Here is a 26,617-nt window from a genome sequence, read left to right on the forward strand (position 1 = left end):
AGCGCATTCAGACGATTAGCACCACCTTACCCTGGAGACCGCCGCGTGAAGCTCGCCGATGCGCAGCCGAGGCTTCGGCCAGCGGATAGGTGCTGTCTATAACGACACGAAGGGTACCGTTATCGAGCAGGCGTCCGGCCTCCGCCAATTGCGCGCCATTGGAACGCACCTGTGTCGAGGACACCGTGATCGCGCAATGGGCTGCTTCATCATGCCCCGAGAAGCCCAGGGGGTTGACCAGGAAGAGCGCGCCACCCTGCTTGATGACGCTCAGAAAGCGTTCCATGTTCGGGCCGCCGACAGCATCGATCACCAGATCCACATCATGTGCGACCGTTTCGGCAGCGCCCTTGGTGTAATCGATAAACTCATCCGCTCCCAGGCTGCGAAGCAGCGCCTCGTGCTTGCCGGAAGCGACCGCGATCACGCGCGCACCTTTCCATTTGGCAACCTGAACCGCCAGATGCCCCACGCCACCTCCAGCGCCATTCACCAGGACTGTCCTGCCTTCGAGCGGGACGGGGGTATGTGGAAACGACTGGAAGGGGTTCGGCAAGTCATGGCTGGGATCAATCAGAAACTGCCACACAGTGAGCAGCGACATCGGCACACCCGCTGCCTGGACATGATCGATACCCTTGGGTTTGAAGGCCAGTTCGGATTCAGGGACGCAGACATATTCGGCATAGGCGCCGCTGCCTTTCATGAGATCTTCCGGGAAACGCACCATTGCGAACACTTCGTCACCAACGCTGATCCCGCCAACCTCGTCGCCGACCGCGGCAACGACGCCGGATACATCGGTGCCCAGGATCAGCGGAAAGGTTGGATGGGGTTGCCACTCAGGCGGCAGCGCCCGATAGCCGTCACGCAGGTAGAGGTCTGGTGGGTTGAGGCTTGCCGCATGGATGCGGACCAGTACTTCGCCGGCTTTCGCCATGGGCCGAGGCGCATCTTCGTAATGCAATACGTCCGGGCCACCGAATTCGTGCAGCCGCACCGCTTTCATCATCTCGTTCATCACAATAACCTCACTCAGAGATTTAGCCTGGATGACCAATGTAGGATGATTCTGCAGGATTGATAATGGTGCCTGGTTTCGTTTTAATCATGCCATGAAGGAACAAATTGGTTTCGAGAGCCTGACTGGCTTAATCGCATTCGCCCGCGCGGGCTCCTTGGGCAGCTATACAGCCGCAGCCCGGTCCCTGTCTGTTTCTCCCTCTGCGATCAGCAAAAGCATCCAGCGGCTGGAACGTCATTTCGGCTTTTCCCTTTTTACCCGTACGACACGCTCGCTGAGTTTCACCGCCGAAGGTCGCGAACTGCATGAGCGTGTGTTGCAGCTGTTGCGCCATGCCGAAGAGATCGAACAGGTGGCGAAGTCAGCACGTTCCGAACCCGCAGGCACCTTGCGAATAGCGACATCCCTGCCGATCGGTCTGCACATGATCGCTCCCGTCATTACGGCGTTCCGCAAGCTCCACCCAAAGGTAATGATCGACTTGCGGCTGAGCGACCACATCGTGGACCTGGTCGAAGAGAGCATCGATCTTGCAGTCCGGATCGGCGATCTCCCGGATTCGTCCCTGCTGTCGCACCGACTCTCGCCGTACAGGCTCTGCTGCTATGCGTCGCCTGATTATTTGGCCAGGTGCGGTACCCCCCGGCATCCCGATGAGCTGGTGGGGCACGAAACGGTCAACCTGCGCTATCAAAACACAGGGCAGGTGTTTCGCTGGCCGTTCCGAATGGCGGGCAAGGAGATTGAGATATTGCCGTCGTCTCCTATCGTCGTTGACGCAAGCGAAGCCGTCATCGCGACGATTGCGGCGGGCGCAGGCATCGGAATGGCCGCGAGTTTCATGGCTGCCCCCTGGGTGAGGCGCCAAGAGTTGATCCCGATCCTGTCCGATTTTGCCGTGGACCGACACAACGTCACGGCCATATGGCCCGAGAGTCGGCGCACCAACCCGGCCGTACGTGCCTTTCTCGACAGGTTGATCGAGCTGCTTTGAATGAGGGGGGCGTCGTTTTCCAGCAGGGTTACCCGAATGCCGTAGCGATAGCCCACGATCAACATGCGAGTCATCAGTTCAAGATCAGCCCTCGCCGCTCCGGGCTTGTGGCACGCCGAGAGCGACGACTACTTCGTCTATGAAGCGCCTGACCTTTGCCGAGGGACGACGGTCGGCTGGGTATATCAGGTTCACGGGGTAGGTAGGTCCTTCGAAGTCTTCGAAGAGTACGACCAGCTCCCCACGTTGCACGTAGGGCGCAAGCACGTCCTCTACACAGAGCGTGATGCCGAAATCCGACAACGCTGCGTTTACCTTGGCCAAGGTGTTATTGACTTTCAGTCGGCTCGCAATGGGAATCGCAAATGTCTGCCTGTTTTTCGTAAACCGCCAAAGCTTGTCCGTCATTCGATCAGAAAACAGATACCCCAGACAGTCATGGTCCACGAGTTGCTGGGGGTGGAGCGGGGTCCCTTTGCGCGACAGGTAACCTGGAGAGGCGCAGGCAAACATCCTGAAAGGTTTCAAACCGCGTTGTACCAACGCGGCACTGTCGGCTAATCGCGGTTTTCCTAGCCGGAAAACCACTTCGTATCCCTCCTCCACGATATTCACAAACCTGTCTGTCAATTCCAATTCAATTTCGGTTTCTGGATAGCGCGTCAGATATTGGGTAAGGAACGGGATTAATCGATGGGAGCCGTAATTATAAGGGGCGCTGATCCTTATCTTTCCGCGCGGTGTTGAGTTCGCTGAAAGTGCCAGCGCTTCGGCGTCTTCAACGTCGCTCAGGATGGCCTTGCAGCGCAGATAATATTCTTTTCCCAAGGCGGTCAGGCTTTGTCGGCGAGTGGTTCGGGTGATCAGTTTGAGGCCTAGCTGCGATTCCAGGTTGCCGACCTGTTTGGCAATCTGTTGCGGGGTTACGCCCAATACAGCCGCCGCTGCCGAAAAAGAACTTGATTCGGCGGCCGCAACGAAAGCCGCCATGCTTTTCAGCTTATCCATATCTACAACCTTTGGTTGTCAATGTTGCGCTATATCGAACGTTTATCTTGGAAATCTTCCCGCTTAACATGCCCCCAGGTCAATCAAAGGTAGCGCCTTGCGCTTTATAGGTCGGAGAGCTGGAATGGTGAACATATCGCATGAAACGACAGAGGCTGCGGAGCGTCGACTGTTACGCGTGACAACCCAAGCGCGCGTCCGGTTCTTTAGCGGCACGTATGCGTTTTTAGAGTTTCCGTTGTCATCTTTTCCAAACGCAGTACGTCCTGACGCGCTGGCGCTCGTTCGGGATGACAACGTATGGAGTCAACTGGTCCCTTGCGATGCCGTCGACCAGGAACTATTCGGTGTCTTCCGCTTCCATTTTCCAGAGGGTGCAGACAACAGTGGGTTTGTAGGGTGGTTGGCGACTCGACTGAAACAGCGCTTTGGAACGGGTGTTTTCGTCACTTGCGGCCAACATCGAGATGACGGGGGAATATTTGACTATTGGGGCGTACCGGCCACGTTGGCCTCGGATGTCTTCAGGGAGATCCAGGCTCTGGTTGATGGGCCCTTGATCGTTGCATCGCAACGCGACCTCATGCCTTGATATCAGACTTCGCTCCGGGCAAGGAATGGCTTCAGTGCGGCCAACACTTGCGCTGGAGTGTCTTCTGGCTGCAAATGCCCACCGCCGATGGAGGTACCACTGACGTCGGTTGCCCAACGTCGCCAGATATCGGCGGGCGTAGGTCGGCCATTCGTGTGTTCTGCGTCGGGCCACAGAACCAGTACTGGACAATGTATTTTCCGACCCGCTGCGAAGTCAGCGGCGTCCTGTACCAGGTCTTCATCCATCGCTGCTCGATAATCTTCAAGTATGGCGTGACGCACCGAGGTTTTTCGGAATGCTGCTCTATAGGCCTCCATTGCCGTCGCCTCAATAAAGTCTCGCCCCTCTGTCATTTGCGCCAAAGCAGCATCGATGAAAGCGTCCGGGTCCGCTGCAAGTAAGCGCTCCGGCAGATCGGCCTTCTGAGCAAATAAAAACCAGTGGAAAGCCTTGGTTGCGGCGCGGAAGTCCATGGAGGCCATCGCGTCCAGAGTGGGCACCACGGTAAGGGAGGCGAAGGCAGTGACTGAGTCGGGATGGTCCAGCACCAAGCGATACCCAGCCCGTGCTCCCCGATCATGGCCAACCACTGCGAATCGCCTGTAGCCCAGCGCGTCCATAAGAGCTACCAGCGCATCACCGACACGCCGCTTTGTCCATCTTGGGGTCGTCTCCAGAGGCTGACTCGAGCCATACCCCGGAAGGTCCGGGATAATCACCGTATGATTCTTCGCTAACTCAGGTGCAATCCGCCTCCAAGCGATATGAGTCTGCGGGTAGCCGTGAAGCAGGAGAACTGGCAGGCCTTCGCCACCAATGGCTCCAGCGAATTGCACACCACCGGCCATTACCTCGAGAGGCCGGAATCCAGGAAAGAACGGTGCAGATGTGGTGCCCGGAAGATCAGTCATCAGTCACCTCGCTATACCCGTTGTCGCGCTGGTAGCCGACTCCATGAACTTCGCCAGATCTTGATTGAATCGTGGCGCTTCTTCCAGGAATGGGGCATGACCCGAATTTTCATAAATCTTCGTTTGGATGTGGGCATTCAGCTGTTTGGCGCGGGCGATGCTGGGTTGAACTTGGACGAGCTCATCCTTTGCGCCATACAGCATCAGGACAGGTACACGCGCTTTCGGCAAACCCTCTGCGATAGAGACAGTCATTGAAGGGGTGGCGCGAGTCATCGTCCAGGAAGCCATCGAGGCATTGGATAACAGCAGTTCGAATATCGATCCATCTGGCTGGGTGTGGAAGCAGAGTGCAAGGAAAGTACGTATAGCGTTCAAGTGGGTCTTCAGATCGTCAGACGCCAGGCCGCTATACACATCGGGATGGGATGTAATCAGCGCAGCGTTGAGTTCGATTACACCGTCGACATACATGACGCCACCGAGGTCAGCGTCACCATAAGCGGCAAGGTAGTTGGATATGACCACGCCACCCAACGACCAGCCGACCAATACCGGATAGTCGCTGCCCGTTGCCTTGATCACCGCTGCCAAGTCATCGGCATACCGGCGCCCGTCGGTGTATGCATCCGCGTTTGTGGGCATACCGGAAAGACCATGGCCGCGCAGGTCATAGGTGACCATCCGGTAGCGTTGCAGCGCGGGGCTACTCGTCTGCCTTTCCCAATTGAGCCGACTCCCGAGCAAGCCATGAATGAAGATAATGGTGGGACCGTCGGGGTTTCCTGACTCTTGTACCGCGAGCTTGACCCCATCCGGTGCCGTCACTGTGTAGCGCTTGTCTGCCGCCATGCTCATTGACGAGAGGCCAGCTAACAAAACGACAAGCCAGGCGCCACGTAATAGCCGGGTGAGGAGAGGGTGATTCATGGGATTGCTTCCAGACTCAAGGTTGATGAGGAGAGTCTAGAGCGCGGGTTCAGGACGGTCTATGATCCAGGGTGCGGACATGTTGATCATTCGTCCAGACTCCAAGGTTCCCTCTATGCAAACCAATTCCAGTGAGCTGATCAGCGAATTGCTAATGGGCATGCGCCTTTTCGGTGTTCAATTTCGCAGAATAGAAATTCCCAAGCCCCTGGGGGTTGGCTTCAGCAACGAAACAGGACGAGCACAGTTTCATTTCGTCGGACGTGGGCCCGTCTGGCTGCGCAGCCCCGGCGCAGATCTGTATAGGCTCGATACCGGGGATGCCGTGCTCATCCCCCGTGGAGGGTCCCATGGGGTGTTGTCCACCGAAGACACGCTTGTTTCAGATGTAAGGCCGTTTGCCTTGGACGCTGTCATCGAGGGTAAACGCCGCGAGCAGGGCACTTGCGATGAGATGAGCGCGCAGGAAGGTGCGGTTATCTTCAGTTGCTGCATGGAACTGGAGCTTGGCGGGATGCAGCCTCTCGTTTCTGCGATGCCGGAGGTTCTGCTGGTGAGCACGCTCTTGGACACATCACCCGAAATCCGTCCCATGCTTGAGGCAATGGAGCGGGAATCGCTCACATTACAACCTGGGCACATTGGCATTTTGGCGCGCCTTGCCGAAGTGGTCGCCGCGCTCATCGTACGAAGTTGGGTGGCAGGCGGATGCGGTAGCGCCACCGGATGGTTAAGCGCGTTAAGGGATCCCCGACTGAGCAGGGCTATCGTCATGATGCACAAGCATCCCGGTAAAAATTGGACAGTGGCGTCGCTTGCGAACGAAGCCAATCAGTCTCGCTCGGTGTTTGCGCAACGCTTTCTTCTGGCGACAGGCGTTTCTCCGCTTCGATACCTGACAGATTTGAGAATGCGTTTGGCTTTTCTAAGTCTGAGCCGAGAGCATCAACCTGTCGAAATCGTCGCCAGCCAATTGGGGTATGGCTCATTGGCCGCCTTTAGCCGGGCTTTCAAACGTTCGGTGGGCTTGTCCCCGAGTGCGGTCCGGGCCGCGAACACCCTGGCTGACCAGACAATGCGCACAATTGCAGGTTGATCTTCATGGCCCTGCGAGCAGTCAAGGCACCCTCGGCATGACGGTCCCGCTTTGCCTCCCTGGCTGACGCTATCTTCCAGTTGAGGGCGTCGTTCCTTTTTTGACTGAAAGAGGTCCGTTCCCAGCGCATCGACACCCTGGGCTGCGAGGACGAGATCCGCTGCCCGCGTGCCCAGACCATCACGTTGATGCTGGAGCCACCTCCAAGTCCCTTGCCCATGTTCAAGGAAAGACGACGCCCGTTGAGGTGCGGATTGGGTTGTCCTGCGAATGCCCGGTCGCGCTCTGAACCGAGGTTCAGCGGCCACTGCGCCGGCTCTGCACCTTCAGGGCCGGCGTATTCGTTGCCTGCTTCAATCAACAACACGCGTGCGTTGTCCTGTTGGGCAAGGCGGGCCGCAACCACGCAACCCGCCGTACCCGCACCACACACGATGAAGTCGTAGTTCCGATCACGCCGATGATTCATGCGTCCGTCCATATCGGTGCAGCGGTTGGGTTCAGGGTTATCAGGGGGCCGCGGCGGTCACTGCTCGCCGACGCTTTTCACGGCCTCCAGAATCACCTTGGCCACTTCGGCCGGCTGCGACTGCTGGGGCACGTGGCTGGTGTGCACCTGCGCCAGGGTGGCGCCGATACGCTTGGCGGCGGAACGCTGGACATCGGGATGGATCATCCGGTCCTCGGTGGCGAGCAGATACCAGGACGGTTTGGTCTTCCAGGCGGAGACGGTCGTTTTGTCCTCGAACGCGGAGGCCTTGATGGGGCCTTGCGTCGCGGTCATCACGGCGGTCTGCGCCGCTGGAAGATCCTGGGCGAAGTCCTTGGCCATGCCTTCCGGGGTCAAGTAGAGGAAACCGTTGCCGTCAGCCTTGATCTGACTGATGCCCGGGGGCGTGGGCGCGCCTTTGCCTTGTTCGCCGCTGGTTTGACCGGCATCGGGAGCGAAGGCGGCGACATACACCAGGGCGCGGACTTTCTTGTCGTTGCCGGCCTGGGTAATCACGGTACCGCCCCAGGAATGACCGACCAGCACGACCGGCCCCGTCTGATTGTCCAGCGTTCTTTGCGTGGCAGCGACATCGTCGGCAAGCGAGGTGAGCGGGTTTTGCACGACCGAAACGGCAACCCCCTTGGCCTGCAGAAGCGGCACGACCTTGGCCCAATCGGAGCCATCGGCGAATGCGCCGTGTACGATGACCACCGAAGGCGTTGTATCTTGGGCCTGGCTGATACCGGCGGCCAATGTGCTTGCAAGGGCGAAGGCGAGGGTGACGGCTTTTGATCTGAATGTTTTCATGGGATGAACTCCTGTGTGGGAGTTCAATTCTGCTGACTGGCCTGCTTCGTGGGCATCGGTCATTTATCCGACCCCAAGGCATTTTCATGGAGAGTGCGTTGCAACTGGACATTTCATTGAGCGCAGCGCTGCAGGCGATCGGCCAGGTCGGGGACCTCAGCATGGGCCAGCCACTCGGGCATTCGCGACGCGTTGCCGCACTGGCGCGCAGTCTGGCGCAGGCCTCACACGGCGATGGCGAGCACCTGAGGGTGGCGGAGCAGGTCGCCTTGCTGCGCTGGTCTGGCTGCACCGCCAACGCCGAAGGGTTTGCGGATCTGCTCGGCGATGACGTCGATGGCCGCCGTGCGATGCTCGACCTGACCCTGAGCAAAGAGGCCATGAACGCGGTGCATCAGGCGACCCCGCTGGCCGTCGTGCACTGCGAGGTCTCTGGCCAAGTCGCGAAAACCCTCGAACTGGGGGCCGCTGTCGAGGCAGGCTTGTGCCGCGTATTCGAAACCTACGACGGGACTGGCCGGCCGCTGGGCCTGACCCATGAGCACATTCCGGAGGTCGCCTATCAGGTGGTGCTTGCCGGTGATCTGGACATTCTCAGTCGAGCACATGGCTTGGACGCGGCGCTGCGCTGGATCCGCGACCAGTCGGATCGGCGCTATCCCGCTGGCCTCGCGTCGTTGCTCATGGATAACGCCAGGGCGTGGCTGGCCGACCTGGATGGCCGTTCTCAAAACCCGGTCCATGGGGAGACCGAACGCTCCGTCTCACTGACATTGGTGGGGGACGTGATTGACTTGAAGCTACCCTGGCTGGCGGGGCATTCGCGGCGGGTGGCGCATGTCGCCATGGAGGCTGCACGCTTGTGGGGGCTAGATGAACCCACCCTGACAGCGCTCGGAAAGGCGGCGCTCGTCTACGGTCTGGGTCGGGCAGCCGTTTCCAACCAGCTCTGGAACACCGCCGGGGCGCTTCCTTATAGCGCCGCGGAGCGCGTGCACCTGGTTCCCTACTGGACGCAACAGGCGCTCAGGCCTATCAGTGAACTGGCCGTGCCTGCGGAGATTGCCGCCCATGCCTACGAACGGCTCGACGGCAGTGGCTACTTTCGAGGTGTGATGGGGGATGCCCTGTGTGCCGAGCATCGACTGTTCGCCACTTCCGTAGCCTGGGTCGCACTCAGGGAAGCCAGGCCATGGAGGGCGGCCCACGGCGAATCGGAGGCGGCCAGACTGCTGGAGCAGGAGGCCGCCAGTGGTTTGTTCGACAAGGCTGTATGCGAAGCGGTTATCGCCGCTGCACGTGGCGAGCGTCTGACTCATCAGCCCAAGAGTTCGTTACTCACCGCACGGGAGTGTCATGTACTCCTGGAAATCAGCCGTGGCGCCAGTAACAAGCAGGTGGCGCGACTGCTGGACATCAGTCCGAGCACCGTTCGCACACACATGGAAAGCATATTTCGCAAACTGGAATGCTCGACCCGAGCTGCCGCGACCCTGAAGGCATTGACGCTGGGCTTGATCTCCTGATGCCAAGGCGCGGCAGATCGATCATTCTTGGACGGACGGATTGGCGCGGGCCAGGGCGATGAATGCCTTGACCGCGGCAGAGGGGTTGCGGCGGTTCGGGTAGTACAGGCAAAGCTTGTCCCTGGGCGGTGTCCAATCTTCCAACACTCGCTCGAACTGGCCGGCCTCGATTTCATCCTGAACGTCCTGCTCCATGAAAAAGCCGAGCCCCATGCTTTCCTGCACCACTGCCTTGACGACGCTCGGCTCATCGAGCGTGAGCGGGCCGCTCACATCGAGCCTGGTCACTTCCCCATCGCGCTCGAAATGCCAAGGAAAAATCGCCCCATTCGGCAAACGAACACGCAGGCACCGATGGTTGAGCAGATCAGGCGGCGTCCGTGGCCTGCCGTATTGCTCGAAGTACGCCGGTGTACCGACCACGGCATACCGTTGCGGCAGGCCGAGGGGGATCACGATCATATCGCTCGGTACGAGGCTCGCGGAACGGACGCCGAAATCGAAGCCGTCAGCGACGATATCCACCAGGCGGCCTTCGGTGACAAGGTCGATGTGTACCTTCGGATGATGCCGCAGGAATTCCATCATCAGCGGCAGCAGTGCTGCTCGAGCAGCGCTGGCGAACGCATTGATGCGCAGCGTGCCCGAAGGACCGGCATTGTGAGATCGCACCGAGTCGAGCGCAGTACGCAAATCCTGCAGGGCCGGCCCCACCTGCTCCAGAAAGATCCTGCCCGCTTCGGTGACGGCCACGCTACGCGTCGTACGATTGAACAACCGCGTTTCGAGGCTCGCTTCCAGCTTGGCGATGGTGCTGCTTAACGCGGTGGTCGAGACATTGAGATCGATGGCGGCTTGTCGGAACGAAGCCCTGCGGGCAACCGCTAGGACAGCGTCCAGCTCGCTCAGGCCTAGACGAGTATCTGACATGAATTATCCTGGATTTTGGGATAGGCCATAAAGTTTATCCCAGTTGAGCAAACTATCGGTCAGGTAGCAAGATCGCTCCCAGCAATCCATCCAGGAGACCGGCCAATGAGCCTTCAGCTTCCCGACGTCGTTGAGACGTACTTCAATATCAGCAATGGCGGCGACGTATCACAGCTTGCGAGCTGCTTCTGCCCACAGGCCACGGTGTTCGATGAAAACCAGACGCATGAGGGCATTCTGAGTCACCTCTTCACTCTGGAGGGCGATCGAATAGGTGCTCTGGAGATCACGCCATGCTGAACCTTGGCTTGAGTGGTAAGCGAGTCCTCGTCACCGGAGGCACCAAAGGCGTCGGGAAGGCCGTAGTCGAGCTGTTCCTGGCGGAGGGCGCGCAGGTGCTTACCTCCGCTCGGAAGGCAAGCGGTACGCTGCCGGATAATCTCTTGGTCCAGGCCGATCTTTCGACCCGGGAAGGCTGTGATGCGGTCGTCGCCGCGACCAGGCAGCGATTGGGCAGTGTGGACATCATCGTCCACGTCCTGGGTGGTTCCTCGGCACCCGGCGGCGGCTTCGCGGCACTGGACGAAGAGCAGTGGCAACGTGAACTCAATCTGAATCTGTTTCCGGCCGTGCGCCTGGATCGCGCCTTGCTACCGGATATGCTGGAGCGAAAGGAAGGGGTCATCCTCCACGTGACCTCCATCCAGAGTCGGCTGCCGCTGCCGGAAGCTACGACAGCCTACGCAGCGGCCAAGGCTGCGCTTTCGACTTACAGCAAGAGCCTATCGAAAGAGGTTTCGCCCAAGGGCGTCCGTGTTGTCCGGGTTTCGCCGGGCTGGGTGGAAACCGAAGCCTCGGTCGCCTTGGCCGAGCGACTCGCGCAGGAAGCCGGTACTGACTATCAAGGCGGCAAGCAGATCATCATGCAAGCCCTGGGAGGCATCCCGCTCGGGCGCCCCTCGACCCCATCAGAGGTGGCCGACCTGATTGGCTTTCTGGCTTCGCCGCGAGCTTCATCTATCACGGGAAGTGAGTTTGTGATCGATGGCGGAACGGTGCCGACGGCCTAGTCGGTTGTTTCGGCCGAGACATTACGATGCATCCCGGTGCTGAGCGAGGACGCAGGAACCAGTCAAAGTGTTTTGTTATCAACGGGCTCACGATAAAGACAATGAGGCTTACGGTGATCGGTGTTAGAACCAGTGTTCGATGCCACACAGCCCAGTCTTGGGCCAGTGGATTCAATACGTAGAGCAGGAGCGTCACGATGGGGTAAACAAATACAGTCATGACGATTGCCATTCTGATTCTGGAAGGTCTGATCGGAGCGAAGACGGGGCCGTCGCTTGTCTCCAGTCTCTTTGAGTCGCGGTTCATGGCTTTGGGCGTGTTCAAATCACTGGCCTCTCAGTAGTCGGCGCTCGGCCGCTGGCGAAACTTCTTGTACCAGGCGTCAAGGCGCGGATGTGCGGAGCCGAAGGGGTGGTCGAATCTCTCCCGGCATGTTTGAAAAATTGAAAATACCGTGCAATCCACGATCGAAGGCCTGTCTCCTGCCAGGAACTCGTTATCTCCGATCGTCGTCTCCAGGACATCCAGTATTTCGGTGACGTAGCCAAAGAGCTTTTCAGCGACTTCCGGTGACGGGGACGGCTCCTTGGCAGGAAAAGATTGGGTCACGTTCCACAGCCAAAGTTGAGATCGGACTACCAGATCGGTGCCCAGGCGTTCAAGCGACCGTATCTTTGATCGAGAAATGGCGTCCGTCCCAATCATTGGCGTGTCGGGATACAGCTCCTCCAGATACTCGACGATGGCGGCGGAGTCGGTGATCGGCACACCCTCATCCGTGAGAAGTGTCGGGGCTCGTCCGCTGGGGTTGATTGCGAGGTATTCGCGCGACTTGTGCTCTGCGCTGGCGTAATCAAGTTCATATCGCGGAACGTCAATTCCCTTTTCGCTCAGGTAGATGATAACGCGCCGCGGATTCGTGCCTTTTTGAAATTGGTAGAGAAGCATACGATCCAACCTCCCGAGTTTGGCATTTCGATCACTTCGTGTCCCAGAGATTACCCGCAATATATCCTGTTACAATGGGGCATTTATGCTGTTACTAAAGTGATGCTTTACGAGGTGTGAAGTGACATCTGATCGATTAACGCGCGTGCCGGCCAGACAGGCGCTTGCGGACTTCATCCGCCAATGTCGCGAGCGCACTTCTCCAGAATCGCTTGGCCTGCCACAGGGGCGCCGTCGTCGAACCAAGGGCCTGCGTCGTGAAGAAGTCGCCGCGTTGGCGGGTGTCGGCTTGACCTGGTACACCTGGTTCGAGCAGGGACGCGACATCGCGGTATCGGACGACTTCCTCCAGCGATTGGTGCGAGGGCTTCGGCTCGACCGAGCCGAACGGGAGCACCTTTTTGCACTGGCTGGCCGTGAGACATTTGCGGAGGGGGCTGAAAGTGCCGAGCTTCCTCAGTCGCTCGTAAGGATGATCAATGCTCTCGATCAAGCTGCCTACATAATGGACAGCTCTTGGGACGTACTGGCCCATAACGAAGCGGCAAGGCTCCTGTTTGAAGACTTCGCATTGCCGCGACCGAACATGATCCGCATCGTTTTCTTTTCCGACCACTACCGACGGAAGATTCAAGACTGGCAGTTCGCCGCGAGGTTTGTCCTGCTCAAGGCGCGCCACGACTATCTGACGGGAGGGAAGAGCCCGATTCTAAAGTCCATCCTCAACGAGGTTCTTCAAGCCGTCCCGCAAACGATGCAATGGTGGGATGATCCCGAAATCCTCCCCATCGGCGATACGGACATTACGCTGCGTGATGCACAGGGCCGCTGGCGAAGCTATCGCATCAATATCCTTGTCTCCAAGGACAGGCCCGGACTTCGCATCGCCTTCTACGATGAAAAAGTAGCCTAGAGCGGAATGTACCGAACGGATCTCGGGAATGGCCGGGTTGGCGTTTTTACCCCCATTAAAGGGGGAGGAAATGCCGCAAGCCCTCAGTAATTGAAAGTCATTATCATTTGATATATTCTCGCGACTCCTTCTCGCTTGAGTCGCTTGCGTGTCCAGGCCATCCGATCCTCATTCCACCGACGGCCAGTTCGAGAGCCATTCGAGTGAACTGCTGCGCTTCCTCACACGGCAGGTGAAGTGCGCAGAACTGGCGGCCGACCTGCGCCAGGAGACGTGGTTGCGCTTTCGCCGACGCGAGTCCGGGCAAGAGATCGGCAATCTTCGTGCGTTCCTCTATCGCATCGCACGCAACCTGATCATCGACTACCGCCGTCAGCAAAAATCCCGCCCCGTCGAGGAGGAGATATCCATCGAATTGGTCAGTGCCCAGCCGGGTCCGGAGCGAGCGGCAAGCGACGCCCAGCGCCTGGAGCGACTGCAGCGCGTGGTCCAGGATTTGCCACCGCACCTGCGCCAGGCGTTGTTGTGGAATCGCCTGGACGGGCTGACCCAGCGTGAGATCGGCGAGCGCCTGGGTGTCTCGGAAAGCATGGCCGGACGCTATATCCTGAAGGCCCTCGAACACTGCCAGCAGCAGATGGACCCGCAGCCGTGACTCATCCTTCGCTTCTCGATCAGGCCCGGCAATGGCAGGTGCTGCTGCATTCTGGCCGCGCCACCGCTGCCGATCGCGCTGCTGCGCAGGCCTGGCGCCAGGCGGCGCCCGAACACGAGCAGGCGTTGCGTGAGGTGGAAGGGCTGTGGTCGTTGCTCGGCCAGATAGAACGTCCGGCCGAGCAGCCTCAGGTGCGCGTGCTGCGTCGTCGACAGTGGACGGCTCCACTGGCCTGCGCCGCGATGCTGTTGCTCGCCCTGTGGCTACCGCGCGGCACCTGGATTGGCCTGTATGCCGACATCAGCACCCAGCCGGGCGAGGTGCGCGAGGTGCGTCTGGCCGATGGTTCGCTGTTGACCCTCAACGGCGATTCGGCGCTGGACTGGCAGTTTGTCGACGGTCGCCGCGAGGTCAGGCTGTACCGCGGCGAGGCGGATTTCCAGGTCGCCCATGACCCGGCCCGGCCGTTCATTGTCAGGGCCGGCGAGGCGCGCATTCGCGTCACCGGCACGCGCTTCGATGTGCGTCTGGAGGAGGGCGGTGTCGACCTCGCGGTAAGCGAGGGCCGCGTGTTGGCTTCCAGCGAGGGGCGCGAACCGCTGCCGGTGGTCGGCGGGCAGCAGGTGCAGTGGCGCGGCGGGGCGCTGCAGGCGCCGCAGGCATTGGATGGGCGCCAGCGCTTGGGCTGGCAGCGCGGCAAGCTGGTGTTCCGCGACCGGCCGCTGGTGCAAGTGTTCGCCGAGCTTGAGCGCAGCCAGTCTGCGCGGGTGCTGTTTGCCGACGAAGCCGCTCGCCGGCTACAGGTGACCGGCGTGTTCGCCCTTGACGACCCACAGGCGGTGTTGAGCGCTGTGGAAACCACCTTGCCTGTGCGTCTGGTGCGTCTGCCGGGGTTGATCCTGGTCACATCGCGCCGCTGAGGCCCACGCCTGTCCCTTCAAAAAAAAGAAAATATTTAGGCGGCGATGGTTCAGAAATCATCGCCGCCTTCGTCTTCCGTTCCTGCAAATGCGACTTCTTCGTATTGAAAGCCAAGGACATCAGCATGCGGTCGACCTCCTTCCTCGCGGCGCTAGCCGTTCTCCCCCTGGCCATTGCCGCCGCACAGGCGCAAGCCGTCCAGCTCGACGTGCCTGCCCAGCGGCTCGACGGGGCGCTCACCGATTTCGCCGAGCAGGCCGATGTGCGGCTGCTCTATGACGCTGGTCTGACCCGTGGCAGCGCCATGGTGCCGGCGCTCAAGGGCGACTATTCGGTGGTCGACGGCCTGCAGCGGTTGTTGGAGGGCAGCGGCCTGACCTTTCAGACCGGCAACGACGGCACCATCACCCTGGTGCGACTGCCCGAGCAGGGCGTGTTGGAGCTGGGCCCGACCACCATCAGCGGGCTCGCCGAAGGCCGTGTCGACCTGCCGGCCGAGTACGCCGGCGGGGAGGCGGCGCGGGGTGCCCGCATCGGCGTACTGGGCAATCAGGACATGCAAGATGTGCCCTTCGCCTTCTCCAGCTACACCTCCGAACTGATTGAGAAGCGCCAGGCGCAGACCCTGGCCGATGTGCTGGCCAGCGATCCGGGCGTGCGTCAGTCGTTCGGCTTCGGCAACTTCTCCCAGGTGTTCGTCGTGCGCGGGTTCCAGCTGTTCAGCGACGACATTGCCTTCAACGGGCTGTACGGCATTCTGCCGCGCCAGATCATCTCCACGGAGTCGGTCGAACGGGTCGAGGTGTTCAAGGGGGCCAACGCCTTCGTCAATGGCGTGTCGCCGTCGGGCAGCGGTGTCGGCGGGGCGATCAACGTGGTCTCCAAGCGTGCCGAAGACACCCCCACGCGCAGCGCCACCCTGGACTACGCCAGCGACAGCCGAGTGGGCGGGCACCTCGACCTGGGCCAGCGCTTCGGCGAGGACAACCGTTTCGGCGTGCGGGTGAACCTGGCCCAGCGCGAGGGCGAGACCGCGGTGGACGATGAGCAGTCGCGCTTCAGCCTGGCCACCCTCGGTCTGGACTACCGCGGTGACCGTCTGCGCCTGTCCGCGGACCTCGGTTACCAGAAGCAACGAGTCAATGAGGGGCGCTCGGTGGTCTACCTCACCACGACGGGGCCTACCAGCACACTCAACGGCAAGACGCCGTCGGCACCCGACTCCGACCACAACTACGCGCAACCCTGGAGCTGGTCGCAGCTCGAAGACACCTATGGCATGTTCAGCGCCGAGTACGACCTGTCGCCCACATGGACCGCCTACCTGAGCGCAGGCGGCAAATACACGCGGGAGAACGGTGTCTACGCCTCCAACTACGTCTACGGCGCGAATGGCGACGCCCGTATCGGCCGCCTCTATTCGCCGCTGGATCAGGAAACCCTGAGCGCCGTCACCGGGCTGCGCGGCGCACTCGCCACCGGGCCGGTCAGCCACAGCATCAACCTGGCCGCCAACGGTATCTGGCAGGAGAAGCGCAACGCGTTCGAGACCACCGCGGCGGGCAGTCGCGGCTTCGGCAATCTGTATCAGGGCCAGCCTGTCGCCGAGCCGCCGGCCACCAGCGTCTCCGGCGACATCCACGACCCGGACACCACCGCCAAGGTGCAGAACCGTAGCCTGGCGGTGTCCGACACCCTGGGCGTGCTCGACGACCGCGTGCTGCTGACCCTGGGCCTGCGCCGCCAGTCCATCGGCGCCGACGCCTGGAGCGCGGCCAGCGGTGCCCGCACCTCCAGCTATCAGGAAAGTATCACCACGCCGGCCTATGGCCTGGTGATCAAGCCCACCGAGTACCTGTCGCTCTATGCCAACCGCGTCGAGTCTCTGCAGCAGGGCCCGACCGCGCCGGCCGCCGCACTCAACAACGGCGAGATGTTCGCACCCTATCGCTCCAAGCAGACCGAGATAGGCGCCAAGCTCGACTGGGGCACCTTCGGCGGCAGCCTCAGCCTGTTCCGCATCGAGCAGCCCCAGGGCGTGCTCGGCGGCGATGGCTACTACCGGGTGGATGCCGAGCAGCGCAATCGCGGCGTGGAACTGAGCCTGTTCGGTGAGCCGCTGGACGGCCTGCGCCTGCTGAGCGGCGCCACCTGGACCAAAGCCGAACTTAGCGGCACCGCCGGCGGTCGCGACGATGGCAACCAGGCAGTGGGTGTGCCGAAATTCCAGTTCAATCTGGGCGCCGACTGGGATGTGCCCGGCTTGCCCGGGGTGAGCCTGAACGGCCTGCTACTGCGCACCGGCGGCCAGTTCGTTGACAGCGCCAACGACTACAGCATCCCCGCCTGGACCCGCGTCGACCTGGGCGCGCGCTATCGCACGAAAATGGAGGGCCGCGCGCTGACCTTCAACGCGATGCTGGAAAACGTCGCCGACGAGAACTACTGGGCCTCGGCCAACGGTGGTTACCTGACCCAAGGTGCGCCACGCACGCTGAAGGTGTCGGCTACTGTTGATTTCTGAGGTTGCTCACGATTAAAGAGGCGCCTTCGCGAGTTGTGTGATCATGCTAAAGGCGGCTTTGCCAGGCGCTCCGAGAGGCTGCATTTGTGGCCTCTGTAGTTATTGCGTAAGCGTTCAACCAAGTCACCGAGTGTGATTCCGCCAGATATCAACTGATATGCAAGTCGTTTGCTCGATATCGTTTGCCCCATCGGCTTCCCCTTGCCACCGCTAGGTTGGAGCCACATGATTGCGCTTCAAGGCTGGTCATTCAGCGGGATCTGCTCTGTGAGGTGAGCCATTGGATGTACTGGCTGAATTTATTTTCCAAGCAATTTGCTTCCCTATCGGCTGGCCTTTGATGAAAGCCCTGACCCTGGGGAAATATCCCGTTAAAGGCTCCTGGTTCTCCGTAAGCCCTTCAGCCCAATGGACGTCTGCGATTGGGCTAGCCGTTTTGGTCATTGCGATGATGGCAGCGTTGAGGCAGTTCGTGCTTGCTTAGCGGATGGCTAAGTAACAAAAATGAGGCAGATCACGATTATGGAACAGGTCGATCACAGGTGAATTCAAAATCGTGGTCTGTCCCCAGCTTCACCCCGGCGGCGCGGGCCATGCTTGCGTCATCGCTGCTGCACAGCATCTCGATCCGTGCCCGCGCCGGTAAATCCCGCGAAGAATTGGCAGGGCAGGCGCGCGATGCGGTGAAGGTGATCTGCGGTTGAACGGGCTTGAGGACATCCTCACGGAAGGCTTGTCCGTGGTGTTCTGCGGGATCAATCCGGGGTTATTGGCGGCAGAGCAGGGGCATCACTTTGCCGGACGCAGCAACCGCTTCTGGCGCACGTTGCACCAGGCCGGCTTCACTCCCCACGAAGTGCGCCCGCAAGACGACCGCTCGATCCTGCAATTTCACTGCGGCCTGACCGCCGTGGTCGAACGGCCGACGGCGAGTGCGGATCAACTGTCTGCCGAGGAATTCACCGCAGCCGCCGCCAGCTTCGAACGCAAGATCGCCCGTTACGCGCCGCGCTTCGTGGCGCTTCTCGGCAAGGCTGCGTATGCCGGGTTATCCGGCAAGAAGTCGATTGAGTGGGGATTGCAAAAGGAGACGCTCGGGGGCGCTAAGGTATGGATCCTGCCCAACCCCAGCGGTCGCAATCTGGCGTTCAATCAAGCGCAACTGGTGACGGCGTATCAGCAGCTTCAGCGGGCGTCGAGCGCAATCACGTAAGCGCTGAACATGTCCGCCATGCCCTCGGCGCGGACAAGGTAATGGCGGAAAGTCCTAGGCCTCATTATTTTCAAGATTGGCTGCGGTGCATTCCCTCAGGACTTCGATGAATGCCTGCAACCCAGAGGGGATATGGCGATGTCCCGGGTAATATAAAAACAATCCTGGAATTGGCGGGCACCAGTCTTCCAGGACCTTCACAAGTCGCCCGTCAGCCAAAGATCGCGAGGCTACGCGCTCTGGCACGTAGGCGATGCCGAGTCCGGAAATGGCGGCGTCGGCCATGATTTCCGGGTTATCGAGGGTCAGCTGTCCTTTGGGATCGATGACCAATGACTGCCCATGCTTTTCAAACTCCCATCGATAAGGTTTACCACTCGGCATTCGGATGCCGATGCACTGATGTCGAAGCAGATCATCCGGGGTCAATGGGTATGAATGAGTCTTGAGGTAGTCCGGGGAAGCGACGGTTACAAACCGAATATCCGGGCCTATCGGGACGGCGATCATGTCTTGAGGTATCGACTCACCCAAGCGGATGCCCGCGTCGAAGCCGTTGGCAACGACATCAACCAGGCGACCATCGGTGACGAGATCGACCGACATCTGCGGGAAACGTTGCAGGAATGTCGGCAGGGCGCACTCCATCAAAACGCGGGCAGCCTGATCGCTTGTATTGATGCGCAGGGTGCCGCTTGGAAGATCCCGATACTGATTAACTTCATCTACAGCCAGCGCAAACTCTCGCAACACCGGGCTCAACCGGCTCAGTAGGCGTTCCCCCGCTGCCGTCGGAGCGACGCTGCGTGTTGTGCGATTGAGCAAACGAACCCCGAGCCTTGCCTCGAGGGTTCTCATCAAATGGCTCAGCGTGGACGCGGACAAACCCAGCTCATCCGCCGCTTTGCGGAAGCTTCGGTGACCAACGATCAGCGCCAACGCCCGTACATCAGTGAGCGACAGGGGGAATTCATTCATGGCTATTTTTCACCAGGTCATCCTCATTCTGCTCGATAGTAGCAGCAGTCCAAGGCGCGTAGCGTTAGACCCTCGCAAGCCAGCCCGGCTCGCTCAGAGGAGAACATACCGATGAATAAAACCTGGTTAGTCACTGGCAGCTCGTCCGGCATTGGCTTGGCGGTAGTTGAGCAATTGCTGGAACGAGGGGATCGCGTGGCGGCTACGTTGCGTGAACCTCAAGCACTCAGTCACTTGAAAGAGCGCTACGGCGAACGGCTGTGGACAGCGGCACTGGATGTGAACGATGCATCCGCCATTCGGAATGTCGTTAGCCGTGCATTCACTGAACTGGAACGCATTGACGTCGTGGTCAGCAACGCAGGATACGCATTATTCGGCGCCGCCGAGGAATGCCGTGACGAACAAATCGATCAGCAATTGCAAACTAATCTGGTCGGCTCAATCCAGTTGATTCGCGCTTGCCTGCCTTTTCTCCGTCGGCAAGGGGGCGGTCGAATTCTGCAAGTATCGTCGGAGGGCGGCCAACTGGCTTATCCAAACTTCAGCCTTTACCACGCCAGCAAGTGGGGCATCGAGGGTTTTGTCGAATCAGTCGCGCAGGAGGTTGCACCCTTCGGCATTCAGTTCACCCTTGTAGAGCCAGGCCCGACTCGTACGAACTTTGCCGCGGCCTTGGTCCGCCCTCCGGTGATGGCGGAATACGAACAGACGCCTGCCGGCGAGGTGCGTAGAGCGATCGCCAGTGGTGCTTTCCCCCTGACAGGAGATCCGCAGAAAATGGCCAAAGCCATGCTGGGGATCGCCGAAGCCGAACCGGCACCAAAACGTCTGCTGTTAGGCAGCGGTGCTTATGGGCGTGTCCACGCAGCGCTGAGCCAGCGACTGGCTGAGCTGGAGCAGTACAAGGGAATTGCAATGAGTACCGAGATCGAGTGAGTTCCGTTCAGGAAAAAGGGGGTGGATATATTTTTCTGATAATAAATCTATCCCACTTTTCTGCTTTATCGCACCTGTCAGATTTGATTGATTAATGCGTAGCGACCCGAGTGGACGCCGCTCTGGAACCTGGGTTAGCTTCCGTATCCGTTCATATTTTGAGCTTCCACAACCATGACTGATCGTCAGATCATTGTTCCAGATGGCATGAGATTGCTCTTCGAGCATGCTGGTTATGCACCGGCTGTAAAGGTAGGAAAAACTCTTTACTGTGCTGGTCAGGTAGGCCGGACGCCGGACTTATCAGTTATCGAAGACCCCGAGCTGCAGTTTCTGGCAGCATGGGAAAATCTCCGGCTCGTCTTGGAAACCGGCGGCTGCGAATTTGCAGATGTCGTAGAAATGACCACTTATCACGTCGATATGCATCGCCACATGCCAATTTTCAGACGGGTGAAAGATCAAGTCTTTCCTCGGGGCACATGTGCATGGACATGCATAGGTGTCAGTGAACTGGCTCGCCCCGGCCTTCTCGTGGAGATCAAATGCGTCGCCGTAGAGCGATAATTTTTCTGATGGGCACCTGAATATACAAATCTTGGATGGGTGTTCCATCTATGCTGCGTGACGAAGCGTTTAGCCCAGTGGGTAAATGGCAATCTGCTTTAAATCGTTATAGATGGCAGCTCCGGCTTAAAGAAATCGATGAAAGCGCGCAAGGGCGCCGGCATGTGTGCCCGGTTGGGGTAGTAGAGGTAAAACCCGCCAAACGGTCTGCACCAAGCATCGAGCATCCGCACCAGCTCACCACTTTGCAGGTGGGCTGCCACGTAACTCTCGGGGACGAATGCCAGCCCCGCTCCTTGCAACGCCGCCGCCAGCAACATGTCGGTGTCGTTCGCCATCATCACGCTGACCACATCGACATCGACCTCTCCTCCAGGTCCTGTGAAACGCCAGCGATACAAAGCGCCCGTGTCGCTCCAGCGGTACGTCAGGCAGGCGTGGTCGCGCAGGTCGTCCGGCGTCGCGGGCATGGCCCGCGTGGCGAGATATGCCGGCGCGCCAACCACGGCCATGCGCAGGTCTGGTGTCATCCTGATCGCCACCATATCCTGGTGAACCAGGTCGCCGGACCGGATTCCCGCATCGAATCCCCGCGCGATCACGTCCGTGATGCTGTCATCGATGACGAGTTCGATCCGCACATCCGGATAGGCCAGAAAGAACGCCGCCAAGCGCGGGATGATCAGCAACTGAGCCGCAATCCGGGGGAGGTTGATCCGCACCAAACCCTTCGGAGCGTCCTGCGATGCCGCGACAGCACGCACTGCCTCATCCATTTCGGCCATCACAAAACGCAGGCGCTCGACCAGGGCAAGGCCAGCTTCGGTGGGTGCCACACTACGCGTCGTGCGGTTGAGCAGGCGTGCGCCCAGACGCTGCTCAAGGGCGGCAATGGTATGGCTGATTGCCGATGGCGACACGCCGAGTTTATCCGCGGCCCGGCGGAAACTGCGCTCCGTCGCGACGGCGACAAACGCCGAGAGTTCGGCAAATTCTGCTCCCTTCATATTCATGCGCTCTGCTCAACAACACATCCCGATTATAGAGTATTAAACACAGCAATCGACGCTGCCAGACTGAGGGTCTTCTTCAGAGGAATGGTTATGACAAACACGATGCAGCGCTGGGAAATCGATGCAATTGGTGAACGGCTGACGATGCGTACGGTACCCGTACCGGTTCCGCAAGCTGGTGAGGTACTGGTCAAGGTGCGCGCTGTCGCGTTGAATTACCGCGACAAAATGGTTGTTGAGAGCGGTCGCGGTCTTTCACTCGGCTTCCCGTTCACACCATGTTCAGACCTTTCGGGTGAAGTGATCGCGCTGGGGCCTGGCGCCACTCGGTTCAGCACGGGTGCGCGCGTCATCTCGGTATTCACTCCGGATTGGATCGATGGTCTGCGTCCAGGCAATGCGCGTACGCCTGCCTACCGCACCCTGGGCGGCTACTACCCAGGTGTGTTGGCCGAATATGTCGTGATGCCTGAAGCATGGCTGGTTCTGGCGCCGGCAACGCTGAACCATTCCGAGGCCGCCACCCTCCCGGTCGCAGGCCTGACCGCTTGGTTCGCCCTGGTGGAACGTGCCCGTGTACGCGCCGGCGATACGGTGCTCATTACCAGCACCGGTGGAGTTGCTTTGTTCGGCCTGCAAATCGCCAAGGCGCATGGCGCCACCGTCATTGTCTCGGGCCGTGCCGACAACGAAGCGCGCGCCCGCGCGCTCGGCGCCGACCATTATGTGGACCGCCAGCGCGATGACTGGGTAGAAGCCGTGTACAACATGACCGCAGATCGCGGTGCGGACCATATCCTGGAAGTGGTGGGCGGCAACCATCTCGGCAAGTCGGTCCAGGTGGCTGCCGTGGGGGCGCACATCTGCCAGATCGGCGCACTCGACGGCTTCGACCTCAGCGCACCGGCCATGCCGCTGATGCTCAAGGACGTCACTGTCCATGGGATCGGCACCGGCAGCCGGCACGCCCTGGAAAATCTGATACGCGCTGTCGACCGGATCGGCTTGAAGCCTGTCATAGATGTTCGTTACGCCATGGTCGACGCCCTGGCCGCCTTCGATCACTTGGACCGTGGGGCGTTCGGCAAAATCGTCATTGATGTAGCGTGACGAACCATGGAAAAAATGGGACAGACTTATTTTTCTGATAATAAATCTGGCGGCACCAACGTTTCTCTGTGGCAGTTCAATGCCAGGGCGGTACAAGTTTATCGCTATCGCTTGATCCATATGGATGTCAGGCACGACTCGGTCGTAGCCATTTATGAGAAAACGGGTACGACGGGTTCAACCAGGCAGGTTGGGATAAGGGGGACCCCAGCAGTTAAACGCTGCAGGGCGATTTGGCTTTTAACCTTGACTTGAGACCGGCTAATGGGTGTCCTCTTTTCCCCTACGTTACATATCCGCCAGCCACGACCTGTAAATGCCAAACATGAAAACGGGCGCCGTAAGCGCCCGTAACGCCATCAGTTTTCTACCTGCGCCTGAAGCCGCCGACCAACCACCTCCAGCAAATCACAGCTGTCACGCAAAGGAATCACCAAAAGCTGTGCGAAGTCCGAAAGCACAACCGTATCGCTGGCAACCTCGGAACGAAACGCGATGTTCTCCAGTACCTGGGTCACCACACGAATGCGGTAGTCGGCTGTCGCGTGTAGGACATCTAGCGGGGCTTCGGTATCGATGAGTAAGGAGGCGGGGGTGCAGTCGATGCCGGTGATGGGGATGTATCTCTGCATGGGATTGCTCCGTTTGGTTAGAGGACTTATCCGATCCGCAGGTCGCCAAACCTGATCACCATGGTTGGCGACGGAAAGAACTATAGATTTGCGCCCCCAAGACGAACAAGGTGAGAGATTCCGAGGCCTTCGTAGGAATGATGAGAACTCTCCGAGGAAACGAACCGACTTTATCCATTTCTGTAGGAACAATTACTCATACCGAAGAAAACCCACCCCAACCCCGAGACCGCGACATCCGGTATCCTGCGCCTCTGAAACACCATCCCGGCCCGAGGCGTTCCAATCGTCATCCCGGCCCCTCGAACAGTCTGCAAAGCAACGCAACAGGAGACATGCATGTTGATAGGACATCGGTTCGAGCGCACCGCGCAGGGGGACCTGCACATCCATTCGCGCAACGTGGTGCAGAGCTTGGTCGTGTGGGTGATAGGGGCGTTGGCCTTTATCTTGCCGATGGCGTTCGCCGTGTTTTTGATGGTTGATGGGGCCTCGTTGATGGCGGAGGTGGATCCACTGTCCGCTCTATTGATGATGTTGCTGTGGCTGCTGATTCCTGCCCTTGGCCTGCTGCTGGTGGTGTACACCGGCGTCCACGAGACGTTGGTGTTGTCGCGGGTCGACGGCGAAGGCAAGCGCCTGACCCGTAACTTTTTCGGGCGCCGCGAGCGTGTGCAATCGGCCTTCCGGATCGAGGCTGCCAAATCCCTCGAACTGCGCCGCCTCCCTCAGGCTGGGCGAGCTCGCACCCAGCTGTGGTTGATACTGCGCGATGGCACCGCGCAGCGCCTGACCACCGACAACGTTCCGGTGGTGCCGGGCAGTCAACGCACGGACGTGTGGCTGCGGGAGCTGGCCGACTATCTGGGCGTGGCGCTGCCCACCGAGGTCGTCGAGGGGGCGGCGCCGGTTGTGAAGGCGCCCTATAGGCCAACTCCGGCCCCTACCAGCGGCAAGGCAGTAAGGGCAGCCCGTCAGCGCCGGGAAAAGGGCGACGCTGCTGCGCCTGAGCCGACCGAGAAATTGGGCGTGCCTGCACGTGCCTTGCTCACGCTATTGGGCGCCTTCTTTGCGGTACTGGAACTGACTAACGTCATGACCTTGGTGCCGGCCATTTTTACCGGACGGCTGCGCGTCAGTGGTTTTCGAACGGGCTCGACGACGTTCTACTGGGCCGAGCAGCCGCTGAGCTTTTCCTTCAATTTGCTGGTGGGTATCGCCGAGGGCGTGATCGTCGGCTTTATTGCCTGGGGTTGCCTGCGCGTGGCGATCCAGGGGCGCATGAATGCCAAGCCTTAAGGGCTGCGTCTAAGGAAATAGGAGTTGGGAACGATGTTGCTTCGAGTGAGTGAATTGGCAGAACCCGGCCTCGCCGAGGGCACTTGGTTGAATGAACGCTGCCTGGGTTTTCTGGAGAAAGCGGTGGCCGAGCTGATGAGGGAGGCTCATTGACCATAGGGGGTATTGCGCTGATGCTTGCGCAGGCGGCGCCATCGAATGGGCGCGGCCTGCCAGGTTCTTGATCGGGTCAGTCGATTCACACAACCGAGGGGGTATCCATGCCTGTGACTGTTCGGGTTGCAATGGCGGACGACGCACAACACCTGTTCGCCATCGAGGCGTCCGCCGTCCTTGCGTTCCGCAGCATTGATGAGCTGAGCTGGGTGGCACAGTCGCCGCCGATGTCCGTCGAGCGACATCGCCAGCTCATTGCGTTATCGACGTGCTGGGTTGCCCTCGATGACGAAAGCAGGCCACAAGGATTTCTCAGTGCCGAGCGCTACGGTGAGGCTCTTCATATCCATGAGGTGTCTGTCGCACTGTCCTGGCAGGGCCAGGGCTTGGGGCGGCGGCTGATAGAGGTTGCGCAGGACTATGCCCGCTCCAACGGACTGGGTTTGATCACCCTCACGACATTCATCGACGTGCCCTGGAACGCCCCGTTTTATGCCAGCATGGGTTTCCAGGCTAAAGCCACCCAAGACCTGGAACCGCGACTGGCGACCATATTGAATGCCGAATACCAACGTGGATATGCTCCGGGCAGCCGCTGTGCAATGGTCTGGTCAGTCACTTGAATACGATTTTTTTAGCATCTGCAACGGAGACAAGCATGGAACGGGACAGCGCCTATATCACCACGACGCAAGCGCTGGAAAGCCTCTACGGCCCCGTCGCAGCACCCTCGATCCTCAAGGAAGTCGACCATATCCATCCGGTTTACCAGCCCTTCATCGAGGCTGCATCCTTTGTGATCCTCGCTTCCTCAGGCCCCGGAGGGCTGGATGCGTCTCCGAGGGGCGACGCGCCGGGGTTCGTTCATGTCCACGACAGCAAGACGCTGTATCTGCCCGACCGCCGCGGTAACAACCGTATCGATTCGCTGCGAAATATCGTCGAGGATCCCCGGGTCGCGCTGCTTTTCCTTGTGCCCGGCGTGGGGGAAACCCTGCGCGTGAATGGCACGGCCAGGATATCCGTCGAGCCAGCCCTGTTGTCCCGCTTCGCAGTAAAAGGGCAACTCCCTCGAACCGTTCTGGAAGTCACCGTAACCAGTGTTTATTTCCAGTGCAGCAGGGCAGTGGTCAGGGCGGGATTGTGGGACGTGAAGCGGCAGATCGAGCGCAGTGCACTGCCTACGGCGGGCGAGGTGTTCAAACGCATTTGCCCCTCGCAGGTCGATGGCGACGCTTATGACAAGGCTCTGCCGGAGCGTGTTGCCAATACGCTTTACTGACGATGTTATAGAACACTTCAATACCCAGTCCCGAGAAGCCTTGGTATTGCAGTTGTTGTCGATAAGCCGAGGCGCAGTTCCC

At 59.7% G+C, this 26,617-nt stretch carries 29 protein-coding genes and 1 pseudogene; 18 read left to right on the forward strand and 12 right to left on the reverse strand.

What is annotated here, in order from left to right; translation table 11 throughout:
* Positions 1–7: 7 nt before the first annotated feature.
* Entirely contained in the window at positions 8–1,021 is a 1,014-nt protein-coding gene (locus BLQ55_RS11950; RefSeq protein ID WP_092253967.1) for an NADP-dependent oxidoreductase, read from the reverse strand.
* A 94-nt stretch (positions 1,022–1,115) separates the two neighbouring features.
* Between BLQ55_RS11950 and BLQ55_RS11955 the strand changes: the two genes are divergently transcribed.
* Positions 1,116–2,018, forward strand: coding sequence for a LysR family transcriptional regulator (locus tag BLQ55_RS11955; RefSeq protein WP_092196824.1), 903 nt, complete (start codon positions 1,116–1,118; stop codon positions 2,016–2,018).
* A gap of 84 nt (positions 2,019–2,102) precedes the next feature.
* On the opposite strand, the gene BLQ55_RS11960 is transcribed toward BLQ55_RS11955, so the two are convergent.
* Positions 2,103–3,026, reverse strand: a complete 924-nt coding sequence (locus tag BLQ55_RS11960) for a LysR family transcriptional regulator (RefSeq protein ID WP_092196821.1) — start codon at positions 3,024–3,026, stop codon at positions 2,103–2,105.
* Positions 3,027–3,150: 124 nt separating this feature from the next.
* Here BLQ55_RS11960 and BLQ55_RS32465 point away from each other — a divergent pair, with 124 nt between their 5' ends.
* Positions 3,151–3,618, forward strand: coding sequence for a DUF6196 family protein (locus tag BLQ55_RS32465; protein WP_092196818.1), 468 nt, complete (start codon positions 3,151–3,153; stop codon positions 3,616–3,618).
* 2 nt (positions 3,619–3,620) lie between these two features.
* Here the strand turns inward: BLQ55_RS32465 and BLQ55_RS11970 are convergent, their stop codons facing one another.
* Both BLQ55_RS11970 and BLQ55_RS11975 read right to left on the reverse strand, forming a co-directional pair.
* Positions 3,621–4,532, reverse strand: a complete 912-nt coding sequence (locus BLQ55_RS11970) for an alpha/beta fold hydrolase (RefSeq protein WP_092253969.1) — start codon at positions 4,530–4,532, stop codon at positions 3,621–3,623.
* Positions 4,533–4,535: 3 nt separating this feature from the next.
* A complete protein-coding gene (locus tag BLQ55_RS11975) occupies positions 4,536–5,462 on the reverse strand; it encodes an alpha/beta fold hydrolase (protein ID WP_092253971.1) in 927 nt (308 codons plus the stop codon).
* Positions 5,463–5,577: 115 nt separating this feature from the next.
* Between BLQ55_RS11975 and BLQ55_RS11980 the strand changes: the two genes are divergently transcribed.
* Positions 5,578–6,558: an AraC family transcriptional regulator gene (locus tag BLQ55_RS11980; protein ID WP_092254060.1), complete on the forward strand. Its 981-nt coding sequence runs from the start codon at positions 5,578–5,580 to the stop codon at positions 6,556–6,558.
* Here BLQ55_RS11980 and BLQ55_RS32470 read toward each other — a convergent pair.
* Together BLQ55_RS32470 and BLQ55_RS11990 are read right to left on the reverse strand one after the other, a co-directional pair.
* Entirely contained in the window at positions 6,473–7,039 is a 567-nt protein-coding gene (locus tag BLQ55_RS32470) for a GMC family oxidoreductase N-terminal domain-containing protein (RefSeq protein WP_371128529.1), read from the reverse strand. The two genes, BLQ55_RS11980 and BLQ55_RS32470, sit on opposite strands and share 86 nt — an antisense overlap.
* Before the next feature lie 45 nt (positions 7,040–7,084).
* On the reverse strand, positions 7,085–7,858 hold the full coding sequence (locus tag BLQ55_RS11990; RefSeq protein WP_092196809.1) for an alpha/beta hydrolase: 774 nt from the start codon (positions 7,856–7,858) through the stop codon (positions 7,085–7,087).
* Between the two features lie 86 nt (positions 7,859–7,944).
* Here BLQ55_RS11990 and BLQ55_RS11995 point away from each other — a divergent pair, with 86 nt between their 5' ends.
* Positions 7,945–9,384, forward strand: coding sequence for an HD domain-containing phosphohydrolase (locus tag BLQ55_RS11995; RefSeq protein WP_092253973.1), 1,440 nt, complete (start codon positions 7,945–7,947; stop codon positions 9,382–9,384).
* A 21-nt stretch (positions 9,385–9,405) separates the two neighbouring features.
* On the opposite strand, the gene BLQ55_RS12000 is transcribed toward BLQ55_RS11995, so the two are convergent.
* Complete coding sequence (locus BLQ55_RS12000) at positions 9,406–10,314, reverse strand: LysR family transcriptional regulator (protein ID WP_092253975.1); 909 nt, start codon at positions 10,312–10,314, stop codon at positions 9,406–9,408.
* Positions 10,315–10,419: 105 nt separating this feature from the next.
* Here BLQ55_RS12000 and BLQ55_RS12005 point away from each other — a divergent pair, with 105 nt between their 5' ends.
* Together BLQ55_RS12005 and BLQ55_RS12010 are read left to right on the forward strand one after the other, a co-directional pair.
* Positions 10,420–10,614 (forward strand): hypothetical protein, encoded by a 195-nt coding sequence (locus BLQ55_RS12005; RefSeq protein ID WP_092253977.1) that lies wholly within the window; start codon positions 10,420–10,422, stop codon positions 10,612–10,614.
* Complete coding sequence (locus tag BLQ55_RS12010; RefSeq protein ID WP_092196795.1) at positions 10,608–11,384, forward strand: SDR family oxidoreductase; 777 nt, start codon at positions 10,608–10,610, stop codon at positions 11,382–11,384. The genes BLQ55_RS12005 and BLQ55_RS12010 overlap by 7 nt, the downstream gene beginning before the upstream one ends.
* Before the next feature lie 337 nt (positions 11,385–11,721).
* On the opposite strand, the gene BLQ55_RS12020 is transcribed toward BLQ55_RS12010, so the two are convergent.
* The gene (locus BLQ55_RS12020; RefSeq protein WP_092196792.1) at positions 11,722–12,333 is read right to left on the reverse strand and encodes a glutathione S-transferase family protein; all 612 of its coding nucleotides are present in this window, start codon (positions 12,331–12,333) and stop codon (positions 11,722–11,724) included.
* Between the two features lie 121 nt (positions 12,334–12,454).
* Between BLQ55_RS12020 and BLQ55_RS12025 the strand changes: the two genes are divergently transcribed.
* The 3 genes from BLQ55_RS12025 (at position 12,455) to BLQ55_RS12035 (ending at position 14,821) form a co-directional block, all read left to right on the forward strand.
* Positions 12,455–13,246, forward strand: coding sequence for an MmyB family transcriptional regulator (locus BLQ55_RS12025; RefSeq protein WP_092253979.1), 792 nt, complete (start codon positions 12,455–12,457; stop codon positions 13,244–13,246).
* A 148-nt stretch (positions 13,247–13,394) separates the two neighbouring features.
* The gene (locus tag BLQ55_RS12030; protein WP_072406686.1) at positions 13,395–13,901 is read left to right on the forward strand and encodes an RNA polymerase sigma factor; all 507 of its coding nucleotides are present in this window, start codon (positions 13,395–13,397) and stop codon (positions 13,899–13,901) included.
* The gene (locus BLQ55_RS12035; RefSeq protein ID WP_092253981.1) at positions 13,898–14,821 is read left to right on the forward strand and encodes a FecR family protein; all 924 of its coding nucleotides are present in this window, start codon (positions 13,898–13,900) and stop codon (positions 14,819–14,821) included. The genes BLQ55_RS12030 and BLQ55_RS12035 overlap by 4 nt, the downstream gene beginning before the upstream one ends.
* On the opposite strand, the gene BLQ55_RS32150 is transcribed toward BLQ55_RS12035, so the two are convergent.
* Positions 14,805–14,948, reverse strand: coding sequence for a hypothetical protein (locus BLQ55_RS32150; protein WP_176814203.1), 144 nt, complete (start codon positions 14,946–14,948; stop codon positions 14,805–14,807). The genes BLQ55_RS12035 and BLQ55_RS32150 overlap by 17 nt on opposite strands.
* On the opposite strand from BLQ55_RS32150, the gene BLQ55_RS12040 reads away from it, so the two are divergent.
* The 3 genes and pseudogenes from BLQ55_RS12040 (at position 14,947) to mug (ending at position 18,559) form a co-directional block, all read left to right on the forward strand.
* Entirely contained in the window at positions 14,947–17,346 is a 2,400-nt protein-coding gene (locus BLQ55_RS12040; RefSeq protein WP_092253983.1) for a TonB-dependent receptor, read from the forward strand. The two genes, BLQ55_RS32150 and BLQ55_RS12040, sit on opposite strands and share 2 nt — an antisense overlap.
* A 578-nt stretch (positions 17,347–17,924) precedes the next feature.
* Positions 17,925–18,050, forward strand: a pseudogene (locus tag BLQ55_RS12050) (TetR/AcrR family transcriptional regulator); the annotation flags it as partial.
* On the forward strand, positions 18,047–18,559 hold the full coding sequence (gene mug, locus BLQ55_RS12055) for a G/U mismatch-specific DNA glycosylase (RefSeq protein WP_092253987.1): 513 nt from the start codon (positions 18,047–18,049) through the stop codon (positions 18,557–18,559). The pseudogene BLQ55_RS12050 and the gene mug, both read left to right, overlap by 4 nt.
* A 54-nt stretch (positions 18,560–18,613) precedes the next feature.
* On the opposite strand, the gene BLQ55_RS12060 is transcribed toward mug, so the two are convergent.
* On the reverse strand, positions 18,614–19,537 hold the full coding sequence (locus BLQ55_RS12060; protein ID WP_092196775.1) for a LysR family transcriptional regulator: 924 nt from the start codon (positions 19,535–19,537) through the stop codon (positions 18,614–18,616).
* 111 nt (positions 19,538–19,648) lie between these two features.
* Here BLQ55_RS12060 and BLQ55_RS12065 point away from each other — a divergent pair, with 111 nt between their 5' ends.
* Both BLQ55_RS12065 and BLQ55_RS12070 read left to right on the forward strand, forming a co-directional pair.
* Positions 19,649–20,476, forward strand: a complete 828-nt coding sequence (locus BLQ55_RS12065; RefSeq protein ID WP_092196772.1) for an SDR family oxidoreductase — start codon at positions 19,649–19,651, stop codon at positions 20,474–20,476.
* 174 nt (positions 20,477–20,650) lie between these two features.
* On the forward strand, positions 20,651–21,043 hold the full coding sequence (locus tag BLQ55_RS12070) for a RidA family protein (RefSeq protein WP_092196769.1): 393 nt from the start codon (positions 20,651–20,653) through the stop codon (positions 21,041–21,043).
* Between the two features lie 98 nt (positions 21,044–21,141).
* Here the strand turns inward: BLQ55_RS12070 and BLQ55_RS12075 are convergent, their stop codons facing one another.
* Positions 21,142–22,056 carry a LysR family transcriptional regulator gene (locus BLQ55_RS12075; protein WP_218130106.1) on the reverse strand — a complete coding sequence of 305 codons (915 nt, stop codon included), beginning with the start codon at positions 22,054–22,056 and terminating at the stop codon, positions 21,142–21,144.
* A 90-nt stretch (positions 22,057–22,146) separates the two neighbouring features.
* Between BLQ55_RS12075 and BLQ55_RS12080 the strand changes: the two genes are divergently transcribed.
* Positions 22,147–23,166, forward strand: coding sequence for a zinc-dependent alcohol dehydrogenase family protein (locus tag BLQ55_RS12080; protein WP_092253989.1), 1,020 nt, complete (start codon positions 22,147–22,149; stop codon positions 23,164–23,166).
* A gap of 359 nt (positions 23,167–23,525) precedes the next feature.
* Here BLQ55_RS12080 and BLQ55_RS12085 read toward each other — a convergent pair whose 3' ends face one another.
* Positions 23,526–23,798 (reverse strand): hypothetical protein, encoded by a 273-nt coding sequence (locus BLQ55_RS12085; RefSeq protein WP_092253991.1) that lies wholly within the window; start codon positions 23,796–23,798, stop codon positions 23,526–23,528.
* A 339-nt stretch (positions 23,799–24,137) separates the two neighbouring features.
* Between BLQ55_RS12085 and BLQ55_RS12090 the strand changes: the two genes are divergently transcribed.
* The 3 genes from BLQ55_RS12090 to BLQ55_RS12100 all read left to right on the forward strand — a co-directional run bounded on the left by BLQ55_RS12090 (position 24,138) and on the right by BLQ55_RS12100 (position 26,535).
* On the forward strand, positions 24,138–25,097 hold the full coding sequence (locus tag BLQ55_RS12090; protein ID WP_092253992.1) for a hypothetical protein: 960 nt from the start codon (positions 24,138–24,140) through the stop codon (positions 25,095–25,097).
* 260 nt (positions 25,098–25,357) lie between these two features.
* On the forward strand, positions 25,358–25,876 hold the full coding sequence (locus BLQ55_RS12095) for a GNAT family N-acetyltransferase (protein ID WP_092253994.1): 519 nt from the start codon (positions 25,358–25,360) through the stop codon (positions 25,874–25,876).
* Positions 25,877–25,911: 35 nt separating this feature from the next.
* Entirely contained in the window at positions 25,912–26,535 is a 624-nt protein-coding gene (locus BLQ55_RS12100) for a pyridoxamine 5'-phosphate oxidase family protein (protein WP_092253996.1), read from the forward strand.
* Positions 26,536–26,617 lie beyond the last annotated feature (82 nt).

This window comes from Pseudomonas sp. NFACC13-1 (genome assembly GCF_900104425.1).
GTDB lineage: Bacteria > Pseudomonadota > Gammaproteobacteria > Pseudomonadales > Pseudomonadaceae > Aquipseudomonas > Aquipseudomonas fluorescens_AA.

Excerpts from the sequence above, each read along its gene's own strand:
- BLQ55_RS11975 (WP_092253971.1), bottom strand. The coding sequence starts at position 5,462 with ATGAATCACCCTCTCCTCACCCGGCTATTACGTGGCGCCTGGCTTGTC.
- BLQ55_RS32465 (WP_092196818.1), top strand. The coding sequence starts at position 3,151 with ATGGTGAACATATCGCATGAAACGACAGAGGCTGCGGAGCGTCGACTG.
- BLQ55_RS12075 (WP_218130106.1), bottom strand. The coding sequence starts at position 22,056 with ATGAATATGAAGGGAGCAGAATTTGCCGAACTCTCGGCGTTTGTCGCC.
- BLQ55_RS11955 (WP_092196824.1), top strand. The coding sequence starts at position 1,116 with ATGAAGGAACAAATTGGTTTCGAGAGCCTGACTGGCTTAATCGCATTC.
- BLQ55_RS11990 (WP_092196809.1), bottom strand. The coding sequence starts at position 7,858 with ATGAAAACATTCAGATCAAAAGCCGTCACCCTCGCCTTCGCCCTTGCA.
- BLQ55_RS32150 (WP_176814203.1), bottom strand. The coding sequence starts at position 14,948 with ATGCTGATGTCCTTGGCTTTCAATACGAAGAAGTCGCATTTGCAGGAA.
- BLQ55_RS11960 (WP_092196821.1), bottom strand. The coding sequence starts at position 3,026 with ATGGATAAGCTGAAAAGCATGGCGGCTTTCGTTGCGGCCGCCGAATCA.
- BLQ55_RS12090 (WP_092253992.1), top strand. The coding sequence starts at position 24,138 with ATGTTGATAGGACATCGGTTCGAGCGCACCGCGCAGGGGGACCTGCAC.
- BLQ55_RS12100 (WP_092253996.1), top strand. The coding sequence starts at position 25,912 with ATGGAACGGGACAGCGCCTATATCACCACGACGCAAGCGCTGGAAAGC.
- BLQ55_RS32470 (WP_371128529.1), bottom strand. The coding sequence starts at position 7,039 with ATGGACGGACGCATGAATCATCGGCGTGATCGGAACTACGACTTCATC.
- BLQ55_RS12070 (WP_092196769.1), top strand. The coding sequence starts at position 20,651 with ATGACTGATCGTCAGATCATTGTTCCAGATGGCATGAGATTGCTCTTC.
- BLQ55_RS12000 (WP_092253975.1), bottom strand. The coding sequence starts at position 10,314 with ATGTCAGATACTCGTCTAGGCCTGAGCGAGCTGGACGCTGTCCTAGCG.
- BLQ55_RS12085 (WP_092253991.1), bottom strand. The coding sequence starts at position 23,798 with ATGCAGAGATACATCCCCATCACCGGCATCGACTGCACCCCCGCCTCC.
- BLQ55_RS12080 (WP_092253989.1), top strand. The coding sequence starts at position 22,147 with ATGACAAACACGATGCAGCGCTGGGAAATCGATGCAATTGGTGAACGG.
- BLQ55_RS12095 (WP_092253994.1), top strand. The coding sequence starts at position 25,358 with ATGCCTGTGACTGTTCGGGTTGCAATGGCGGACGACGCACAACACCTG.
- BLQ55_RS11995 (WP_092253973.1), top strand. The coding sequence starts at position 7,945 with ATGGAGAGTGCGTTGCAACTGGACATTTCATTGAGCGCAGCGCTGCAG.
- BLQ55_RS12005 (WP_092253977.1), top strand. The coding sequence starts at position 10,420 with ATGAGCCTTCAGCTTCCCGACGTCGTTGAGACGTACTTCAATATCAGC.
- BLQ55_RS11970 (WP_092253969.1), bottom strand. The coding sequence starts at position 4,532 with ATGACTGATCTTCCGGGCACCACATCTGCACCGTTCTTTCCTGGATTC.
- BLQ55_RS11980 (WP_092254060.1), top strand. The coding sequence starts at position 5,578 with ATGCAAACCAATTCCAGTGAGCTGATCAGCGAATTGCTAATGGGCATG.
- BLQ55_RS12040 (WP_092253983.1), top strand. The coding sequence starts at position 14,947 with ATGCGGTCGACCTCCTTCCTCGCGGCGCTAGCCGTTCTCCCCCTGGCC.
- BLQ55_RS11950 (WP_092253967.1), bottom strand. The coding sequence starts at position 1,021 with ATGAACGAGATGATGAAAGCGGTGCGGCTGCACGAATTCGGTGGCCCG.
- BLQ55_RS12060 (WP_092196775.1), bottom strand. The coding sequence starts at position 19,537 with ATGAATGAATTCCCCCTGTCGCTCACTGATGTACGGGCGTTGGCGCTG.
- BLQ55_RS12065 (WP_092196772.1), top strand. The coding sequence starts at position 19,649 with ATGAATAAAACCTGGTTAGTCACTGGCAGCTCGTCCGGCATTGGCTTG.
- BLQ55_RS12020 (WP_092196792.1), bottom strand. The coding sequence starts at position 12,333 with ATGCTTCTCTACCAATTTCAAAAAGGCACGAATCCGCGGCGCGTTATC.
- BLQ55_RS12010 (WP_092196795.1), top strand. The coding sequence starts at position 10,608 with ATGCTGAACCTTGGCTTGAGTGGTAAGCGAGTCCTCGTCACCGGAGGC.